The organism is Nocardiopsis sp. CNT312 (assembly GCF_000515115.1).
In the GTDB taxonomy this organism is placed as follows: Bacteria; Actinomycetota; Actinomycetes; order Streptosporangiales; family Streptosporangiaceae; genus Nocardiopsis.
On record NZ_AZXF01000017.1, the window covers coordinates 106,847 to 124,822 of the forward strand.

At 68.4% G+C, this 17,976-nt stretch carries 14 protein-coding genes, 1 tRNA gene and 1 pseudogene; 13 read left to right on the forward strand and 3 right to left on the reverse strand.

Annotated elements, in window-relative coordinates; translation table 11 throughout:
• The first annotated feature begins 634 nt into the window (after positions 1–634).
• The 7 genes from dnaN to B042_RS0108425 all read left to right on the forward strand — a co-directional run bounded on the left by dnaN (position 635) and on the right by B042_RS0108425 (position 10,413).
• Entirely contained in the window at positions 635–1,774 is a 1,140-nt protein-coding gene (gene dnaN, locus B042_RS0108395; protein WP_028647918.1) for a DNA polymerase III subunit beta, read from the forward strand.
• A 107-nt stretch (positions 1,775–1,881) separates the two neighbouring features.
• On the forward strand, positions 1,882–2,784 hold the full coding sequence (gene gnd / locus B042_RS0108400; RefSeq protein WP_028647919.1) for a phosphogluconate dehydrogenase (NAD(+)-dependent, decarboxylating): 903 nt from the start codon (positions 1,882–1,884) through the stop codon (positions 2,782–2,784).
• Between the two features lie 63 nt (positions 2,785–2,847).
• Positions 2,848–3,981, forward strand: coding sequence for a DNA replication/repair protein RecF (recF, locus tag B042_RS0108405; protein WP_028647920.1), 1,134 nt, complete (start codon positions 2,848–2,850; stop codon positions 3,979–3,981).
• Positions 3,982–3,997: 16 nt separating this feature from the next.
• Positions 3,998–4,501 (forward strand): DUF721 domain-containing protein, encoded by a 504-nt coding sequence (locus B042_RS24855; RefSeq protein ID WP_197024206.1) that lies wholly within the window; start codon positions 3,998–4,000, stop codon positions 4,499–4,501.
• Between the two features lie 348 nt (positions 4,502–4,849).
• The gene (gene gyrB, locus B042_RS0108415; protein ID WP_081748661.1) at positions 4,850–6,787 is read left to right on the forward strand and encodes a DNA topoisomerase (ATP-hydrolyzing) subunit B; all 1,938 of its coding nucleotides are present in this window, start codon (positions 4,850–4,852) and stop codon (positions 6,785–6,787) included.
• 84 nt (positions 6,788–6,871) lie between these two features.
• Positions 6,872–9,445, forward strand: a complete 2,574-nt coding sequence (gyrA, locus tag B042_RS0108420; protein WP_028647923.1) for a DNA gyrase subunit A — start codon at positions 6,872–6,874, stop codon at positions 9,443–9,445.
• Between the two features lie 107 nt (positions 9,446–9,552).
• Complete coding sequence (locus B042_RS0108425) at positions 9,553–10,413, forward strand: DUF3566 domain-containing protein (RefSeq protein ID WP_028647924.1); 861 nt, start codon at positions 9,553–9,555, stop codon at positions 10,411–10,413.
• Positions 10,414–10,512: 99 nt separating this feature from the next.
• Here B042_RS0108425 and B042_RS0108430 read toward each other — a convergent pair whose 3' ends face one another.
• A complete protein-coding gene (locus tag B042_RS0108430; RefSeq protein WP_028647925.1) occupies positions 10,513–12,300 on the reverse strand; it encodes a thiamine pyrophosphate-requiring protein in 1,788 nt (595 codons plus the stop codon).
• A gap of 948 nt (positions 12,301–13,248) precedes the next feature.
• On the opposite strand from B042_RS0108430, the gene B042_RS0108435 reads away from it, so the two are divergent.
• Positions 13,249–13,322 (forward strand) — tRNA-Ile (locus B042_RS0108435).
• A gap of 771 nt (positions 13,323–14,093) precedes the next feature.
• On the opposite strand, the gene B042_RS22395 is transcribed toward B042_RS0108435, so the two are convergent.
• On the reverse strand, positions 14,094–14,345 hold the full coding sequence (locus tag B042_RS22395; protein ID WP_197024208.1) for a DNA-binding protein: 252 nt from the start codon (positions 14,343–14,345) through the stop codon (positions 14,094–14,096).
• A 337-nt stretch (positions 14,346–14,682) separates the two neighbouring features.
• Between B042_RS22395 and B042_RS0108445 the strand changes: the two genes are divergently transcribed.
• The gene (locus tag B042_RS0108445; protein WP_028647926.1) at positions 14,683–15,315 is read left to right on the forward strand and encodes an HAD family phosphatase; all 633 of its coding nucleotides are present in this window, start codon (positions 14,683–14,685) and stop codon (positions 15,313–15,315) included.
• A gap of 134 nt (positions 15,316–15,449) precedes the next feature.
• On the opposite strand, the pseudogene B042_RS26455 reads toward B042_RS0108445, so the two are convergent.
• A pseudogene (locus B042_RS26455) lies at positions 15,450–15,922 on the reverse strand (hypothetical protein); the annotation flags it as partial.
• Positions 15,923–16,103: 181 nt separating this feature from the next.
• On the opposite strand from B042_RS26455, the gene B042_RS0108455 reads away from it, so the two are divergent.
• The 4 genes from B042_RS0108455 to B042_RS24865 all read left to right on the forward strand — a co-directional run bounded on the left by B042_RS0108455 (position 16,104) and on the right by B042_RS24865 (position 17,896).
• Positions 16,104–16,247 (forward strand): hypothetical protein, encoded by a 144-nt coding sequence (locus B042_RS0108455; protein WP_231493873.1) that lies wholly within the window; start codon positions 16,104–16,106, stop codon positions 16,245–16,247.
• Positions 16,231–16,755: a DUF6879 family protein gene (locus B042_RS0108460; RefSeq protein WP_028647929.1), complete on the forward strand. Its 525-nt coding sequence runs from the start codon at positions 16,231–16,233 to the stop codon at positions 16,753–16,755. The genes B042_RS0108455 and B042_RS0108460 overlap by 17 nt, the downstream gene beginning before the upstream one ends.
• On the forward strand, positions 16,756–17,628 hold the full coding sequence (locus B042_RS0108465; protein ID WP_028647930.1) for a helix-turn-helix transcriptional regulator: 873 nt from the start codon (positions 16,756–16,758) through the stop codon (positions 17,626–17,628).
• Between the two features lie 94 nt (positions 17,629–17,722).
• Entirely contained in the window at positions 17,723–17,896 is a 174-nt protein-coding gene (locus B042_RS24865) for an FxLD family lanthipeptide (RefSeq protein ID WP_081748662.1), read from the forward strand.
• The last annotated feature ends 80 nt before the right edge of the window (positions 17,897–17,976 follow it).

Genomic DNA, 17,976 nt, shown 5'->3' on the forward strand with positions numbered 1-17,976 from the left:
CGACTTTTTTGGCCGAGTTATCCACAGGGAACCCCCAAAATCTGTGGACAACCCTGTGGATAAGCTGTGGATAACCGCTCCGATCCTGTGGGTAACTCCACCACTCCTGTGGACAGTCGGCCCACACCCCCCGCGCCGAGATCCCCAGCGGCTGTGGACAACCCCGGGGAAACCTGTGGACGAAGCTGTGGACAGAGTGTGGATAAGTTGTGGACGTCCTTCGCCGTCCACAGGCGGGCCGAGTTATCCCCAAGCCCATCCACAGGGCCTGTGGATAAAAATCTCCACCTTGACCTGCATAAACAAGGGTTATCCACACTATCCACAGGCCCTACTACTACGACGCACCTAGAGTTACCCAGTTGTGGCTTCGAAACCGCTTCGCGGGAAAACTGTGGACAACTCCTCGATCCGCGCTCCCTCCACCGGCTGGCAGCGACACCTGAGGAATCCGGGTAACGTGTGGTCTCGCCCCTGTCCGCCGCGGCTCGCATCCGTGCGGCGGACCCACGGGGGCCGGGGCCACCGCCGACGAGCGGAGCATCCACCGCTGGAGCCCCGGCCGACCCGCCCACGAGCTGCAACGTTGAGGCTTCGACCGGCCCTGCCGGTCGTGCGGAAAGTGAGTCGGAAAGTGAAGTTCCGGGTCGAACGCGACATCCTGGCCGACGCGGTCGCCTGGACCGCGCGCACACTCCCGACACGCCCCTCGGTCCCGGTGCTGGTCGGCATCCTGCTCGACGCCGGCGAGTTCGAGGGCCGCCAGCAGGTCCGGCTGTCCGGTTTCGACTACGAGGTCTCCACCCAGGCCTCGGTCGACGTCGAGGTTGAGGAGCCCGGAACCGTCCTGGTTCCCGGCAAGCTGCTCTCCGAGATCACCCGGAACCTGCCTCCCCAGGCTGTGGAGATCACCACGGACGGCCCGAAGGCCGTCGTCACCTGCGGCAGCGCCAAGTTCACCCTGACGACGATGCCGGTCGAGGACTACCCGACCCTCCCGGAGATGCCGGGCGTGAGCGGCACCGTCGGCAGCGACGCCTTCGCCGCCGCGGTCAGCCAGGTCGCCGTCGCCGCCGGTCGGGACGACACCCTGCCGATGCTCACCGGTGTACGCGTCGAGATCGAGGGGGAGACCATCACCCTCGCCTCCACCGACCGGTACCGGCTGGCCGTGCGCGAGCTCACCTGGAAGCCGGAGAACCCCGAGCTGTCCGCCGTCGCCCTGGTCCCCGCCAAGACCCTGCACGACACCGCCAAGTCGCTCACCTCGGGCGCGGAGGTCTCCGTGGCCCTGTCCAACGGCGAGAACGGTGACGGCATGATCGGCTTCGAGGGCGGTGGCCGCCGGACCACCACCCGCCTGCTCGACGGCGAGTTCCCCAAGTACCGGGCACTGCTGCCGGACAGCTTCAACACCGTCGCCGAGGTCAGCCGCAGCGAGTTCGTCGAGGCTGTCAAGCGCGTGTCGCTGGTCGCCGAGCGCAACACCCCGCTGCGCCTGGCCTTCAGCCCCGGCAGGCTCGTCCTGGAGGCCGGGACCGGCGAGGACGCCCAGGCCGTGGAGGTCCTGGAGGCCGAGCTGGACGGCGAGGAGATCCAGATCGCGTTCAACTCGGGCTTCCTGCTCGACGGCCTCGGCGCCATCGGCACCGACACCGCGCGACTGCACTTCACCACCTCGACCAAGCCGGCGATCCTCACCGGCAAGCCCGCTTCGGAGGACGCCGCCCCCGAATACCGCTACCTCATCATGCCGGTGCGCCTGTCCGGTTGAGGAGCCCTCTGTTCGATTGACTGAGATACACCGGAACCGCGTCCGCGGATGACCCCGCGGACCGGTCGGCACCACCGTGTCCACAGGCGGCGAAGGGGAGCACTGGCATGCAGCTCGGAATGATCGGTCTCGGGAAGATGGGCGGAAACATGGCCGCCCGGCTCCGTGAGAAGGGCCACGAGGTCGTCGGCTACGACGTGGCCTCGGACGAACGCGACGCGGACAGCCTGACCGACCTGTTGGCCCGGCTCGACGCGCCGCGCACCGTGTGGGTGATGGTCCCCTCGGGCGACCCCACCGCCGCCACCGTCCGCCAGCTCGGCGAGCTGCTCTCCGAGGGCGACCTCGTCGTTGAGGGCGGCAACTCCCACTACGTGGACGACCGGACCCGCGCTGAGGAACTGGGCGCGGAGGGTATCGGCTACCTCGACGTCGGCGTCAGCGGCGGTGTCTGGGGACGCCGCAACGGCTACGGGATCATGGTCGGCGGGGCGGCCGAACACGTCGAGCGGGTCCGCCCCGTCTTCGAGGCCCTCACCCCCGACGAGGGCGGCTTCGTGCACGCCGGGGCGGTCGGCGCCGGACACTTCGTCAAGATGGTGCACAACGGCATCGAGTACGGCATGATGCAGTCCCTCGCCGAGGGCTACGAGCTCATGGCCGCGTCCGGCATCGTCGAGGACATCCCGGGCACGTTCGACAGTTGGCGAGAGGGGACCGTGGTCCGCTCCTGGCTGCTCGACCTGCTGGGCCGCGCTCTGGAAGAGGACCCGAACCTGTCCGGGCTACGCGGTTACGCAGCCGACTCCGGAGAGGGGCGCTGGACGGTGCAGGCGGCCGTGGACCACGCGGTCCCCACCCCCGCCATCACCGCCGCGCTCTACGCCCGCTTCGCCTCCCGCCAGGACGACAGTCCGGCCATGAAGGTGGTGGCGGCCCTGCGCAACCAGTTCGGCGGCCACGCGGTCACCAAATCCGATCCGGACCCGCGGAAGGCCTCCCGGGACTGACCTCCGTGCTCCGCCCCGACGGACACCCCCACCGCACCGACGACCGTCCCGGAGGAGGACCGGATGTACGTTTCCCATCTGCAACTGGTCGATTTCCGGTCGTACGCGGACGCCCTGGTGGAACTCGGACCCGGGGTGAGCGTGTTCGTCGGGGCCAACGGGGAGGGTAAGACCAACCTCGTCGAGGCGGTCGGGTACGTGGCCTCCCTGGCGAGCCACCGCGTCTCCACGGACGCGCCGCTGATCCGGCGGGAGGCGCCGCGGGCGATCATCCGAGCCAAGGTCGTACGTGACGAGCGGTCCATGGTGGTGGACCTCGAACTCAACCCCGGACGCGCCAACCGCGCCCGCGTCAACCAGTCGGCCGTGGGGCGCCCGCGCGAGGTCCTGGGCATCCTGCGCACCGTCCTGTTCGCCCCCGAGGACCTGGCCCTGGTCAAGGGCGACCCCGGGGAGCGGCGTCGCTTCCTCGACGACCTCCTGGTGGCGCGCGCACCGCGGATGGCGGGTGTGCGCTCGGACTACGACCGGGTGCTCAAACAGCGCAACGCCTTGCTGAAGTCGGCCTCGGCGCGGATCTTCCGGCAGCGCTCCACACCCGATCTGAGCACCCTGGACGTGTGGGACGAGCACCTGGCCGAGGCCGGGGCCGAACTCCTCGCGGCCCGCTTGGCTCTGGTGGAGGAGCTCCGGCCGCGCGTCGCGCAGGCCTACGCGGGACTGACCGACACCGGTGGCCCCGCGGCGCTCTCCTACCGCTGCTCGGCCGTCGAGGAGGGCGCGGAGCCCCCCGCCGAGCGGCCACCGCTCGCCGATGCCCTGCGCGCCGCGATGGCCAACGCGCGGGACCGGGAGCTCCAGCGCGGGATCAGCCTCGTGGGGCCGCACCGCGACGAGCTCCACCTCAGGCTCGGCGACCTGCCCGCCAAGGGCTACGCGAGCCAGGGGGAGTCCTGGTCCTACGCCCTGGCGCTCAGGCTGGCCTCGTTCGACCTCCTGAGATCGGACGGTGACGACCCCGTCCTGATCCTCGACGACGTGTTCTCCGAACTGGACGACGAGCGCCGCCGCCGCTTGGCCGAGGGGGTGCGCGGTGCCGAGCAGGTGCTGGTGACCGCGGCGGTGCCCGACGACATCCCCGCCGAACTGGACGGGGCCCGGTTCGGCGTGACGGAAGGGGAGGTCGGACGTGTCTGACGGTCGTCCACAGCCTGTGCACACTCCTGGCCCCCCCAGTCCCTCCGGTCCACAGCCTGCGGGCTCCGCCGCCCCACCCCCGGCCTCCGGTGCCGACCTGGCCCGCCAGGCCCTGGCACGGGCCAAGGCCGAGGCCCGCGAGCGAGGGGCGGTGCCCAGGGGCATGCCGCGCAGGCGCGGACGCGGCCGGATCCGGTCGCGCAACGAGCCCCAGTTGTTCGGTGACGCGGTGCGGACCTGGCTCATCGAGCACGGGTGGCAGGAGCAGGTCGCGATCGGCGGTGTGTTCGGCCGCTGGGCGGACATCGTCGGTGAGTTCAACGCTGAACACCTGCGGCCGGAGAGCTACGAGGACGGTGAACTGGTGGTCGTCGCCGACTCCCCCACCATGGCGGCCCACGCCCGGGCGATGTCGTTGGACCTGATCCGTCGCCTGAACGAGGAGTTGGGCGAGGGGACGGTCGTGTCCCTCGACGTCAGGAACCCCGGCTTCCGGCGCCGGGGGCCCCACCGGCGTTGAGTGCGGTTCCCAGGGCGGGTAGGGCCGCCAGCGGCCACTGAATGCCGCCGGGACTTGCGTAAGGGGCCGTCCGCGTGTAGGGAGTCGGCTCCCTCCCCGAACGTTCGTTGTGAGGCGGCACAGGGCCGCGAATGCCACTTTGTCACACCGCGCGGGGTATCATGGAAGCGGTTCTTCAGATGCCTGTAGCCGGTGTCACGTCCCAGGAGGATATGGGCGGGCGGACTGTGCGGTGAGTGGTGATCCCCCTGGTGTCGTGCCTGCGCACGCCCGGTCGCCGTCTTCGCGCCCCGTCCCCTCTCCCCTGGCCGCCGCCGGCAGGCGTCCCCAGCAGGAGGGTGTTCCCACTTGGCCTACGACGCTCGATCAATCACGGTCCTGGAAGGGCTTGAGGCAGTACGCAAGCGTCCAGGGATGTACATCGGTTCCACCGGGGAGCGGGGCCTGCACCACCTGGTCTACGAGGTGGTGGACAACTCCGTCGACGAGGCGCTGGCGGGTCACGCCGACGCCATCGAGGTGACCCTGTTGGCGGACGGCGGCGTGCGTGTCGCCGACAACGGCCGCGGCATCCCCACCGACCTCCACCCCGTGGAGAAACGTCCGGCCGTCGAGGTCGTACTCACCACGCTGCACGCGGGCGGCAAGTTCGACGGCAAGTCCTACGCCGTCTCTGGCGGCCTGCACGGTGTGGGCGTCTCCGTCGTCAACGCGCTGTCCACGGCGCTGGATGTGGAGATCAGCCGCGACGGACACGTGTGGCGCCAGCACTACGAGATGACCGCCCCCACAGGTGACCTGATCAAGGGGGAGGAAACGGCGCAGACCGGCACCCAGATCACGTTCTGGCCCGACGGCGACATCTTCGAGACCACGGACTTCACGTTCGAGACGCTCGCGCGCCGCATGCAGGAGATGGCCTTCCTCAACAAGGGGCTGTCCATCACCATCCGCGACGAGCGGCCCGAGCACACCGACGGCGGTCCCACCGTCAACACTTTCCACTACGACGAGGGGCTGTCGGACTACGTTCGCCACATCAACAACAAGAAGGAACCCGCGCACGCCTCGATCGTCTCCTTCGAGGAGGAGGGTGAGGGGATCTCGGCCGAGATCGCGATGCAGTGGAACCAGTCCTACACCTCTTCGGTGCACACCTTCGCCAACACCATCAACACGGCGGAGGGCGGCACCCACGAGGAGGGCTTCCGCTCGGCGCTGACCACCCTGGTCAACCGGTACGCCCGTGAGCAGAGGCTGCTGCGGGAGAAGGAGGACAACCTCACCGGTGACGACATCCGTGAGGGCCTCACCGCGATCATCTCGGTCAAGCTCGCCGACCCGCAGTTCGAGGGCCAGACCAAGACCAAGCTCGGCAACACCGAGGCCAAGTCCTTCGTCCAGAAGGTCACCAACGAGCACCTGCGGGACTGGTTCGAGCGCAACCCCGGTGAGGCCAAGGACATCGTCTCCAAGGCCAGCCAGGCGGCGCGCGCCCGCATCGCGGCCCGCCACGCACGGGACCTGACCCGCCGCAAGACGCTCCTGGAGTCCACCTCCCTGCCGGGCAAGCTGTCCGACTGCCAGTCGACCGATCCGGAGAAGTGCGAGCTCTACATCGTGGAGGGCGACTCGGCCGGCGGCTCCGCCAAGGGCGGCCGCGACCCCCACCACCAGGCGATCCTGCCGATCCGCGGCAAGATCCTCAACGTGGAGAAGTCCCGGATCGACCGAATCCTCAAGAACACCGAGGTCCAGGCGATCATCACCGCCCTGGGCACCGGTATCCACGAGGACTTCGACGCGGAGAAGCTGCGCTACCACAAGATCATCCTCATGGCTGACGCCGACGTCGACGGCCAGCACATCCGCACCCTCCTGCTCACCCTGCTGTTCCGCTTCATGAAACCGCTGGTGGAAGCCGGGCACGTCTACCTCGCCCAGCCGCCGCTGTACAAGATCAAGTGGGACCAGCGCGGCAGCGACGCCGGCTACGCCTTCTCCGACGCTGAGCGCGACCGCGTCATCGAGGAGGGGATCGCCGCGGGCAAGAGGGACCCGCGCCCGCGCGACATGGTGCAGCGGTTCAAGGGTCTGGGCGAGATGAACGCCAACGAGCTGTGGGACACCACGATGGACCCCGACCACCGCGTCCTGCTCCAGGTCAGCCTGGAGGACGCGGCCCAGGCCGACGAGATGTTCAGTGTGCTCATGGGTGAGGACGTCGAGTCCCGCCGGTCCTTCATCCAGCGCAATGCCAGGGACGTCCGCTTCTTGGACATCTAGTCCGTGCCGCCCGGACCGTCCCCCCGGGACGGTCCGGGCGGGAGAACCACGCTCAACGCAGCTTCGTAGAAGGGATCGACATCCGTGGCGGATGCGAACAACCCCGACTCCCCCGAGGGCACGGACTCCGCTCTGGAGGCGCCGACACGTGACCGGATCGAACCGGTCGACATCCAGGTCGAGATGCAGCGCAGCTACCTCGACTACGCGATGTCCGTCATCGTGGGGCGCGCCCTGCCGGACGTGCGAGACGGCCTCAAGCCGGTCCACCAGCGCGTGCTCTACGCCATGTACGACGGCGGATACCGCCCCGACCGCGGCTTCTTCAAGTGCGCGCGTGTCGTCGGCGACGTCATGGGCAACTACCACCCGCACGGCGACAGCGCCATCTACGACACCCTGGTGCGCCTGGCCCAGTGGTGGTCGATGCGGATGCCGCTGGTCGATCCCAACGGCAACTTCGGCTCGCCGGGCAACGACCCGGCGGCCGCCATGCGCTACACCGAGTGCAAGCTGGCACCGCTGGCCATGGAGATGCTCCGGGACATCGACAAGGAGACCGTCGACTTCCGGCCCAACTACGACGGCCGTTCCTCAGAGCCCGTCGTGCTCCCCGCCCGCTTCCCGAACCTGCTCGTCAACGGTTCGTCGGGCATCGCGGTCGGTATGGCCACCAACATCCCTCCCCACAACCTTCGGGAGGTCGCCGAGGGCGTCTACTGGTACCTCGACCACCCCGACACCGATGACGAGACGCTTCTGGACGCTCTCATCGAGCGGGTGAAGGGTCCCGACTTCCCCACCCGCGGGCTCATCGTCGGCAAGCGCGGGATCGAGGAGGCCTACCGGACCGGGCGCGGCTCCATCACGATGCGGGCCGTCGTCGAGGTCGAGGAGGACGCCCGTGGCCGTCAGACGCTGGTCGTCACCGAGCTGCCCTACCAGGTCAACCCGGACAACCTCGCGCTGAAGATCGCCGACCTGGTCAAGGACGGCAAGATGACCGGCATCGCCGACGTGCGGGACGAGAGCAGCGGCCGTACCGGCCAGCGCCTGGTGATCGTGCTCAAGCGCGACGCCGTGGCCAAGGTGGTGCTCAACAACCTCTACAAGCACACCCAGCTCCAGGAGACCTTCGGCGCGAACATGCTCGCGCTGGTCGACGGGGTGCCGCGGACCCTGCGTCTGGACCAGATGGTCCGGCATTGGGTCGAGCACCAGATCGAGGTCATCCTCCGGCGCACCAGGTACCTGCTGCGCAAGGCCGAGGAGCGGGCGCACATCCTGCGCGCCCTGCTGAGGGCGATGGACCGGATCGACGAGGTCATCAGCCTCATCCGCGCCAGTGCCTCCGCCGACGAGGCGCGCACGGGCCTGATGGGTCTGCTGGAGATCGACGACGTCCAGGCCCGCGCCATCCTCGACATGCAGTTGCGCAAGCTGGCCGCGTTGGAGCGCAACCAGTTGATGTCGGAGTACGACGAGCTCATGGCGCAGATCGCCGACTACAACGACATCCTGGAGAACGAGGCCCGTCAGCGTAGGATCGTCCGCGCCGAGCTCGCCGAGATCGTCGACAAGTACGGCGACGAGCGGCGCACGCACATCGTCCCCTTCGAGGGTGACATGCGTATGGAGGACTTCATCGCCGAGGAGGACGTGGTCGTCACGATCTCCCGCGGCGGGTACGCCAAGCGCACGCGGATCGACAACTACCGTGCGCAGAAGCGCGGCGGCAAGGGTGTGCGCGGGGCGCAGCTCAAGCAGGACGACATCGTCCAGCACTTCTTCGTCACCACCACCCACCACTGGATCCTGTGCTTCACGAACCAGGGCCGGGTGTACCGGATGAAGGCCTACGAGCTGCCGGAGGCGGCCCGGGACGCGCGCGGCCAGCACGTGGCGAACCTGCTGCCGTTCCAGCCGGACGAGCAGATCGCCCAGATCATGGCCCTGCGCGACTACGAGGCCGCGCCGTACCTGGTACTCGCCACGCGCGAGGGCCTGGTGAAGAAGTCGCGCCTGGAGGACTTCGACTCGGCCCGTTCGGCGGGGATCATCGCGATCAACCTGCGCGAGGGCGACGAGTTGATCGCCGCGCGGCTGACCTTCCCCGACGACGACCTCCTGCTGATCTCCAGCGACGCCCAGGCGATCCGCTTTCCCGCCTCCGACGAGTCGCTGCGGCCGATGGGCCGCGCGACCAGCGGCGTGATCGGGATGCGGTTCCTGGAGGGCGACTACCTCTTGAGCATGGACGTCATCCGGGGCGGCGACGGCGCCACCGACGTCTTGGTCGCGACGGAGAACGGCTACGCCAAGCGCACCCCGGCCGAGCAGTACCCGGTGCAGAACCGCGGCGGTAAGGGTGTGTTGACAGCCAAGGTCGTGGAACTGCGCGGCAAGCTCGTCGGTGCGATGATGGTCGACCCCGACGTGGACGAGATCTTCGCGATCACCTCCAACGGCGGGGTGATCCGCACCAACGTGGCCGAGGTGAAGCGGTCCGGCCGTACCACGATGGGCGTTCGGCTGATGAACCTGAACAAGGGCAACAAGATCGTGGCGTGTGCACGCAACCAAGAGGCTCAAGAGGAGGCCGAAGTCGACGACACGGTCTCTGGCGCGGTCTCTGAGCAAGGTGGGTCTGAGGTCTAGACTGCACCTTAGGTCCTTTTGGTCCCGCAGGGTTCCGGTCGCGAACCTTGCGGGACGCCTCTTGCGCCATTCACCCGTCTCAACGAAAGTCCAGCGGTAGCGTTTCTATGTCTGACAAGCAGCGGAACACCTCCACCAACGAATCCGACACGGACACGCCGACGACCGCGAAGGACGAGGCGGTGGCGGACCGGGCTCCGGTCGACGGGGCCGACACGGTGGCGGTGGCCACCAAGTCCTCCTTCCCCGGCCGGGATGAGGACGGGCCCGGCCAGGGGCCGGAGACGCGGGACGACGCGGTCGAGGCTCCGGCCGTGACCACGTCCTCCGGCGGTTCCGACACCGGTGGGGCCACCTCCGCGGAGAAGCCCTCCGAGGAGAGCGAGGGTGGGGAACCGGAAGCCGGCTCCCCCGGCCGGGGCGCCGCGTCCGAAGCGACGGGCTCCTCCGCGACGAAGAAGAAGGAGGAGGCCGTGGACACGCGTTCCGACCAATCCACCGGGGACACCGAAGGGCCGGGGGGAACAGAAGTGACCGAGTCCAAGACGGCGGCCGCCAAACAGCCGAGCGCCGTGAAGGCGACGCTGTCGAGCCGCAGGGCGCACCTGACGGTCTCCCGCGTGGAACCCTGGTCGGTGATGAAGTACAGCTTCGTGGTGTCGCTGGTGTGCTTCATCGTCCTGTTCGTGGCGGTCGTGGTCATCTACACGACCCTGTCGATGCTGGGTGTCTTCGACGAGCTCTCCAACATGATGACGGCGCTCCTGGAGGGCGACGGCAGTGAGGACGAGCTCGGCCTCAACCCGTCCGCGTGGTTCTCGCCCGGCCGGGTCCTCGGCTACACCGGCGTGGTCGGTGCACTGAACATCGTGCTCATCACCGCGCTGGCCACCGTGGGCGCGATGCTGTACAACCTGGTTGCCGACCTGGTCGGTGGCATCGACCTCACACTGACCGAGGCTGAGTAGGCCAGGCCGCGTCCCGCGCAGCGGGACGGGAGTAGAGCACCTCGCGGAGCCCGAGCCCCTACCGGGGCCGGGCTCCGCGCAGTCGGAGCGGACGCGGGGTCATCGCGGCCCCGGGATGAACTCCTGGGCCTTGCTCTTGACGCCCTCCTTGACGACCGCCCAGGCTTCCGGGTCGCCCTTGAGCAGCGCCGCCGTCATACTCTCCATCTGGTCCAGGGTCGCGTGCGGCGGGATGGGCGGTATGGCGGGGTCTGTGACGAACTCGACCACGCAGGGGCGGTCCGCGTTCAGCGCCCGTCGCCAGGCGTCGGCCACCTCACTTGGATCCTCGATCCGAGCTCCGGCCAGCCCCATGTCCCTGGCGATCTGGGCGTAGGGCAGGTCGGGGATGCGCTGTGAGGGCGTGAACCGCGGTGTTCCACCCATCGCACGCAGTTCCCAGGTGACCTGGTTGAGGTCACCGTTGTTGAGGACCCCGATGACCACACGGGGGTCCTCCCACTCGTGCCAGTAGTGCGCCAGGGTGATCAGCTCGTTGATACCGCTCATCTGCATCGCGCCGTCACCGACGAGAGCGATCACCGGTCGGTTCGGATGAGCGAACTTGGCCCCCGTCGCGTACGGCGTGCCCGGGCACATCGTGGCCAGGGTGCCCGACAGGGAGCCGCGCATGCCCGTGCGGAAGCGCAGGTAGCGCGCGTACCAGTTGGCAGCCGAACCGGAGTCGGACGTCACGATCACATCGTCGGGCAGCAGCGGCGACAGTTCGTGGAAGACACGCTGGGGGTTGATCGGCTCGGCGTCGACCATGGCACGCCGTCCGAGCACCTCCCACCAGCGTTCGACGTCGTCCTCGATCTTCTCCCGCCACGAGCCGTCGGTCTTCCGTTCGAGGAGCGGAAGGAGGGCCTGTAGGGTTCGGGCCGCGTCGCCGACCAGATTGCACTCGAACGGGTATCGCATCCCGAGCATCGTCGGGTCGATGTCGATCTGGACCGCCCGCGCCTGGTCGAAGGCGGGCAGGAACTGGCTGTACGGCAGATTCGAGCCGACGACCAGCAGCGTGTCGCAGTCCCGCATCATCTCGTAGGAAGGCCGGGTGCCCAGCAGCCCGATGGAGCCGGTCACGAACGGCAGGTCGTCCGGGAGGACGTCCTTGCCGAGCAGGGCCTTGGCCACCCCCGCACCGAGGACGTCCGCCACCTCGGTCAGCTCCCCCGGTGCCCCCCGGGCGCCCTGGCCCGCCAGGATCGCGACGCGTTCGCCCGAGTTGAGGACCTCGGCGGCCCTGGCCAGCCCCTCGGCCGACGGCACTGTCTCGGTGTCGGAGAGCCCGAGGCTGGAGGGCACCATCTTGAACTCGTGTCTGGGCGGCGAGTACTCCAGGTCCTGCACGTCCGCCGGGATGATGAGTGCGGTCACGGTCCGCCGCGAGACCGCTGTGCGGATGGCCCGGTCCAGGACGTTGGGCAGTTGCTCGGGGACGGTGACCATCTGGAGGTAGTCGCTCGCCACATCCTTGTACAGCGAGAGCAGGTCGATCTCCTGCTGGTAGGAGCCTCCCATCGCGCTGCGCGCCGTTTGGCCGATGATCGCCACCACCGGTACGTGGTCGAGTTTGGCGTCGTAGAGGCCGTTGAGCAGGTGGACGGCGCCGGGGCCGGAGGTGGCGGCACACACGCCGACCCGCCCGGAGAACTTCGCGTACCCGGTCGCCTCGAACGCGGCCAGCTCCTCATGCCTGGACTGGATGAAGCGGGGCCGGTCCTCCGCCCGTCCCCAGGCTCCGAGCAGGCTGTTGATGCCGTCGCCCGCGTAGGAGAAGACGTGCTCGACCTCCCACTCGCGCAGCCGCTTCAGCACGTAGTCGGACACCATGTCGGCCATGGCGGTTCCTCTCCCGGGACCGCGATCACGCGACACCGTCCCGTCGCATCGCAACACCGTTGGCCTTCAGTAGGTGTGACTACCCAGGTCACGGCGGTGCATTCGTCTTGGCAGGGCCGGACTCCGACACCGGCCCCCTCGCCCGTGTGTTCGTCCTCCGGTCCGGCGACGCACGTTTGCCCGGAGCCGGGCCCGGTGAGGGCTCTGCGCGGGTGCCGCACGACCGACGGGGGACCCCATGGGCGGACGGGGGACCTCGCAAACGAGGATCCCCGTTGACGCGCGCTCGCGCTCCGGTGTCGGCGACCACCGCGGGTTCGTCGAGCGCGCCGCCGACCTGGTATTCCGTTACGGGGGTTCGCCCCCCGTCCGTTTCAGTGACGTTCTGCGCAGGCACGGGTCGCGTAGCGGAGAGTGACGAGGACGCCGCCCCGCTCTCGGAACGGGTTCTCACGCTGGCGGAGTTCCTCGGCCGTCGCGCCCCGCACTGGCGGCCACCCAGGTCGGACCGTGCCGCCGTCGTGCGGGACCTGCTTTCGCGGACCGATGCTGGCTCCTGGAGCGTCCGCGGGCGGCGACTGTGGCCGCGATCCACGGTCTGGAGCTTCCGGAGCACCGTGCCCCTACCTGCGCCGCCACGCGGTGCTGGTCCCACCCGGCCCGCGGCACATGGAGTGGTTCCACGACCACGCGCGCATCGAGGCGCTCCTCCGCGACGGCGCTGATCCGCCACGTGACGTTTCCCCGTGGCCGCCCCCGGTCTGCCCGGTCACGGGTTGCGTTTCAGGACGGTCGACGCCGAGCGGTAACGCGTGGGCTGAAGCACTCGGGGAGCCCCATAAAATAGGAGGTGAAGCGGGGCACGGATCGCCGGGTCCCGCTCCTGCCCGCACAGTGGAACCGGTTCGCTCCGGTCTCGCCGATGCGGTAGAGTTCCATCCGGAACGAGGGCGTATAGCTCAGTCGGTTAGAGCGCATCCCTGATAAGGATGAGGCCCCAGGTTCAAGTCCTGGTACGCCCACCCAGATTTTCCTGGTCAGAGCCTTGCTTCTCCACTCAGAGAGCAGGGCTCTTTCTCGTTCGACCGTCATTTGACCGTGGGACCCCACGGCATCCCCTGTCAGAACACGTACTCCCCCGGCACTGAACGGCACCGGCCGGACGCGAAGTCGACAACAGATCGGATGGTTGTGTCGCCCCGACTCTAGCCGGTCACCTCTGGGTCGGCAGTGGGCGACTCGGGAACTCCAGCGGGCAGAGGCCGCGGGCGGGCATCGCCGCGGGATCTGTGCGCCCGCCCCGGACACACATCAGGTGAGAGTGGGCGCAGGGCGCGCCCTTTGCGCTGGGGCGTGCGACGGTGCACCGTGCATGGGTGCCCAGAGCGTCACGCGCATCCCACTGCGCCTCGACAGCAGGGCGGAGCAGTAGGGCGCACGGTGCCGGTGTCCGCAGACTGGGCGAAGGGCGCGCGCCGTCGCGCATGGCATCCGTGCTCTCTGTCGCCCCTCCACGAGCGCCGTTTTCGCTGGGCATGGACCCGCCCGCTGGGCGGTGCCGTGCGCTGGCGGGCGGCGCACGGACTATGCGTTCCGATGCCGGTGCCCACTTCCCCGGCTCGGGCCATGCACTGGGGGCGCACTCGGTGGAGTGCCCTGGTAGGTGCCCGCCCACCGGGCCATAGTGCCCGCCGCCCACAGGGCGTGGGCACGGCGCCCAAGGGGTGCGCGCATCGCCCGCCCATGTGGGCGCCCGCCCGGTGCGCACATGGGCGGGCGCCCACATCGCGCCCCTATGCCGTCTCGGTAGCGGTCGGCTCTCTCCGTTCCGGGAGGGGCACGCCCAGAAGCTTCAAGAGGTCGACCGTGACCACTCGGTAGGTCGTGCCGTAGCGCAGCAGCCGACAGGGGAACTCGCCGCGCCTGGCGAGTTCGTAGGCCGTCGTCCGCCCCATGTGCAGAGCACGGGCCGCCGTCATCAGGTCCACGGCGGCAGGCAGTTCGTACAGCTCGTGGATGGTGAAGGCTCTGCGATCCTCAGCCACTGGTCCTCCCATGTGCCGGTTTCCTCGTCAAGGAGGAGAAGCACCTGGAACTGCGGAAAGTGACAGGGGCACGTCAGGACATGAGGGTGCGCACGGCCCGGTCGTACACCACCTGCACGATCAGGAGGGTATCGATCCGTACCCGTTTGTCGGTGGCGTGCAGCCCCTCGTGGACCGGGTCGAACCCGGCCGTGGCTGGTAGGCCCAGCCCGGCAAGGTAGTTGCCGATATTCGACGAAGGCGGTGCCGCCCCGCCGTGGCGGCAGTCTCCAGAGCTTCGCTGAGGCGGCGGGCGGACAGGAGGTGGCGGCTCCGCTGCAGATCGTAGGGTTGGGTCATGGCGACGACCACAGAGTCCAAGTACAGCGGAGTGATCTTCGACTTCTTCGGTGTCCTGACCTTCAATATGGTCGAGGTCATCTCCTCATTCGAGGACCGCGAGAAACTGCCCCGAGGAACGTTTCTTCGTGCGTGGGCCGACCAGCGAGGACAAGAACTCTTCCAACAGCTCGAACTCGGCCAGATCACGCAAGCGGAATGGAACAAGGGGTTCGCCGCCCTGATCGGGGTCGCCCCTGACGACCTGATGGCCCGCTACCTCCATGACGCCTTCCCCGCTTACCAGATGCTCAAGGTCGCACGGCAGGCACGGCAGGCCGGGATCAAGACGGCGGTGCTGTCCAACAGTCTCGGCCGGGAACCTTACGATCCCTACGCGGGCTTCGACTTGCACGGCACCTTCGACGAGGTGGTGTTCTCCACCGACCACGGCATCCGCAAGCCCGATCCCGAGATCTTCCGCCTGGTCCTGGACAAGCTCGGTGTGGCGGCCCAACGGTGCGTGTTCGTTGACGACAGCGAAGACAACCTTGCTGCCGCCCACTGGCTGGGCCTCACCCCGCTCTTGGCGTTGGACGAGGACGTGGCGGCCCCCCGCCTGCGCCACATGCTGGACCTACCCCACCCGTAGGAACTCGCGTACGGCCGTGTGCGACGTGGAGCTGGTGGGCGCACTCCTTCTTCGCCCCGGTTTTCGAGAGCGCTCGGGCAGGCTGGACGTGGGGGCATGCGGAGTCCCCATGAAGTCGGTCGGCTACCGAACCTCTCCCTTGCGGCTCCCGCAAGCCAGATCACGTCCACCGGTACACCCCGGCCACGCGCGGCCTCGACGGCGTCGCCCGTGCCGCCCTTGCCGTTCGAGGTCCTGCTGTTCCAGACCGCGGAGAGCCGGTCGATCCCGCCGGGCACGGTCTCGTTAGCGTCCTCGTAAGCGGCGCGGCCGACGCTCTTGTGCGGCATGTACCGCACGAGCGTGGAGCGCATCAGCAGGCCGTCGAACCGGTCCAGGTTGTGGGGCTTGACCTTGGCCTCCAGGTAGTCGACGGAGGGCAGGACGACTTCGAGCAGTCCGCCGACCGCGAGCACGGCTTCGGCGAAGAGCTGGTCCGCTCCGCGTGCCAGACAGGAGACACCGGTGAGCGCGCCGTCAGCGTAGGGAGCCAGAGCCTCGTCCAGGGCCTTACGCACCGCGGCGACCCTGTCAGCCTCAGGTCCGAGTGACCGGTGACGTCGAACAGCGACTCGCCCACAGGACTCCCTGAACACCGAAGGAGTATTCCCGAGCGTGAATACTCCCGGATGAGTTGACCGTCGCCCGGGCGCTCTCTACCGTGAATTCTCGATAATGCCATACGGAAAGGATGATTCATGGCACTTCGGAAACTTTCCGGTGATTGCAACCGGAACGACTGCCCAGGTGTGTTCTCCACCGGAACGGGAACCGTGATCGTCCAGGGACCGCTGTTGAAGGCCACCGAAGAACTCACCCTCTCCACCGGTGAGGTGGCCGTCGAGATCCCCGCCCACCTCATCGAGGAGGCCGCCCGTGCGCTTGGAAGGTGACGCCTGGCAGGAGTTCTTCCACTCCTTCCGCCGGGAGGCGTTCCGGCTGGAGACCCTGCCGAGCTACACAGTGCCCGAGGAAGAGGACGAGCTGCGCCGTTTCCTGGCCGGAGAAGCACGGCCCGCCGAGGAGCTGCACACCGACACCTACCTGATCAAGGTCCGCGAGCACGTGGAAGCCGGGCGCCGGATGCGCAGAGTCCACACCCTCACCAGCCCTGTCGGCGACCACCTGCGGTTCCAGTTCGAGTGGGGGTACGCCTTCAGCGTCCAGGCGGGAGAGGAGGTCAACATCCTCGACTTCGCCACCACCCCCGACCCCGGCCTTCCCCGACAGGACTTCTGGCTCTTCGACGACACGCACGTGGTCCTCATGCACTACGCTGCCGACGGCACCCAGACCGGTCGGGAACTGCTGGAGGACACCGACCCCGCCCCCTACGTCCGGTACAAGGACCTGGCCCTGGAGCACTCCACCCCCTTCACCGAGTACTACAAGGTCCGCTGATTGACCCTTGAGCCCGAGAACGCCGACCGGCAGCGCGGCGAACTGGCCGACGCTCTGCGCCGGCTCCGCCGCTCTGCCGGGATGACCGGTGCGGGCCTGGCCGCCCGCGCCGGTATGAGCCAGGCCAAGATCAGCAAGATCGAGAACAACCGCATCCGCCCTTCCCATCTGGACGTCGAACGCATCCTCACCGCCCTCGGCGTCCCCTTGGAAGGACAGGACGGGGTGCGCCTGCTGGAGCTGGCGCGGGTGACCAACTCCGACTACCAGGGGTTCCGCACCGCGCTGCAACGCGGTTTGGGGGAGCTGCAACGCGACTTGGCCGCCATTGAGGGCGCGGCAACCACGATCCGCTACTTCCTGCCGTGCATGATCACCGGCCTGTTGCAGACCCCCGAATACGCGCGGCAGAGTCTGGCGCACCCGCTGGTGAACCGCGGTGCGGAGTGGCACACGGCCCTGGCCCGCCGACTGGAACGCCAGCAGGCCCTCTACCAGCCGGGACGACGGTTCGTGTTCGTGCTGACCGAGGCAGCGCTGCGCTGGCCGCTGTGCCCGCCCGCGGTCATGGCGTTGCAGATGGACCGCCTCGCGTCCTTGAGTGAGCTGGCCGGGGTGGACATCCGGATCGTCCCCGCCCACCCTCCAGTCCCGAGCGGGCCGCTCAACGGGTTCACGCTCTACGATGACCGGCTCGTCACCGTTGAGGTGTTCACCGGTGAGCTGGCGCTGCGCGACCCCAAGGACATCGCCTACAGCGAAGAGATCTTCGACTTCTACCACGGCCGATCCCTCGCGCATGACGATGCTCGCTCGTTTCTCGGCCGATTCGCCCAGGAATATCGAGAACGAGCGAAAACCGACATTCCGTAGCGTGAATTTATTCCCACCCGTGAAAGTCCTTCAAACGACTTTCCGGTGTGCCTAGTCTTTCCTGTGCCAGAGCCCCTACCGGAAAGAGCGAGCGATGCGCTTGGCGCAGGAATCCCAGCAGGACACGCAGACCCACGCCCCTTCGTCACCCTTCGTTCTCGACATCCGCCTGATCGAGACCAGCGACACCACACCACTGATCAACCTCACCGACGACGGCTGCGGGACGACCTGCCCCAGCACCTGTGTCACGAGCGTGTCGGACTGAACAGTCTCGGGAAAGCGCATGGATTCGAGCGCCGACCCGGACACGCACCAGGCCGCACTGTCGATCCGTGGTGGTCGGCA

Excerpts from the sequence above, each read along its gene's own strand:
- recF (WP_028647920.1), top strand. The coding sequence starts at position 2,848 with ATGTACGTTTCCCATCTGCAACTGGTCGATTTCCGGTCGTACGCGGAC.
- B042_RS0108445 (WP_028647926.1), top strand. The coding sequence starts at position 14,683 with ATGGCGACGACCACAGAGTCCAAGTACAGCGGAGTGATCTTCGACTTC.
- gnd (WP_028647919.1), top strand. The coding sequence starts at position 1,882 with ATGCAGCTCGGAATGATCGGTCTCGGGAAGATGGGCGGAAACATGGCC.
- B042_RS0108425 (WP_028647924.1), top strand. The coding sequence starts at position 9,553 with ATGTCTGACAAGCAGCGGAACACCTCCACCAACGAATCCGACACGGAC.
- B042_RS0108430 (WP_028647925.1), bottom strand. The coding sequence starts at position 12,300 with ATGGCCGACATGGTGTCCGACTACGTGCTGAAGCGGCTGCGCGAGTGG.
- B042_RS24865 (WP_081748662.1), top strand. The coding sequence starts at position 17,723 with ATGCGCTTGGCGCAGGAATCCCAGCAGGACACGCAGACCCACGCCCCT.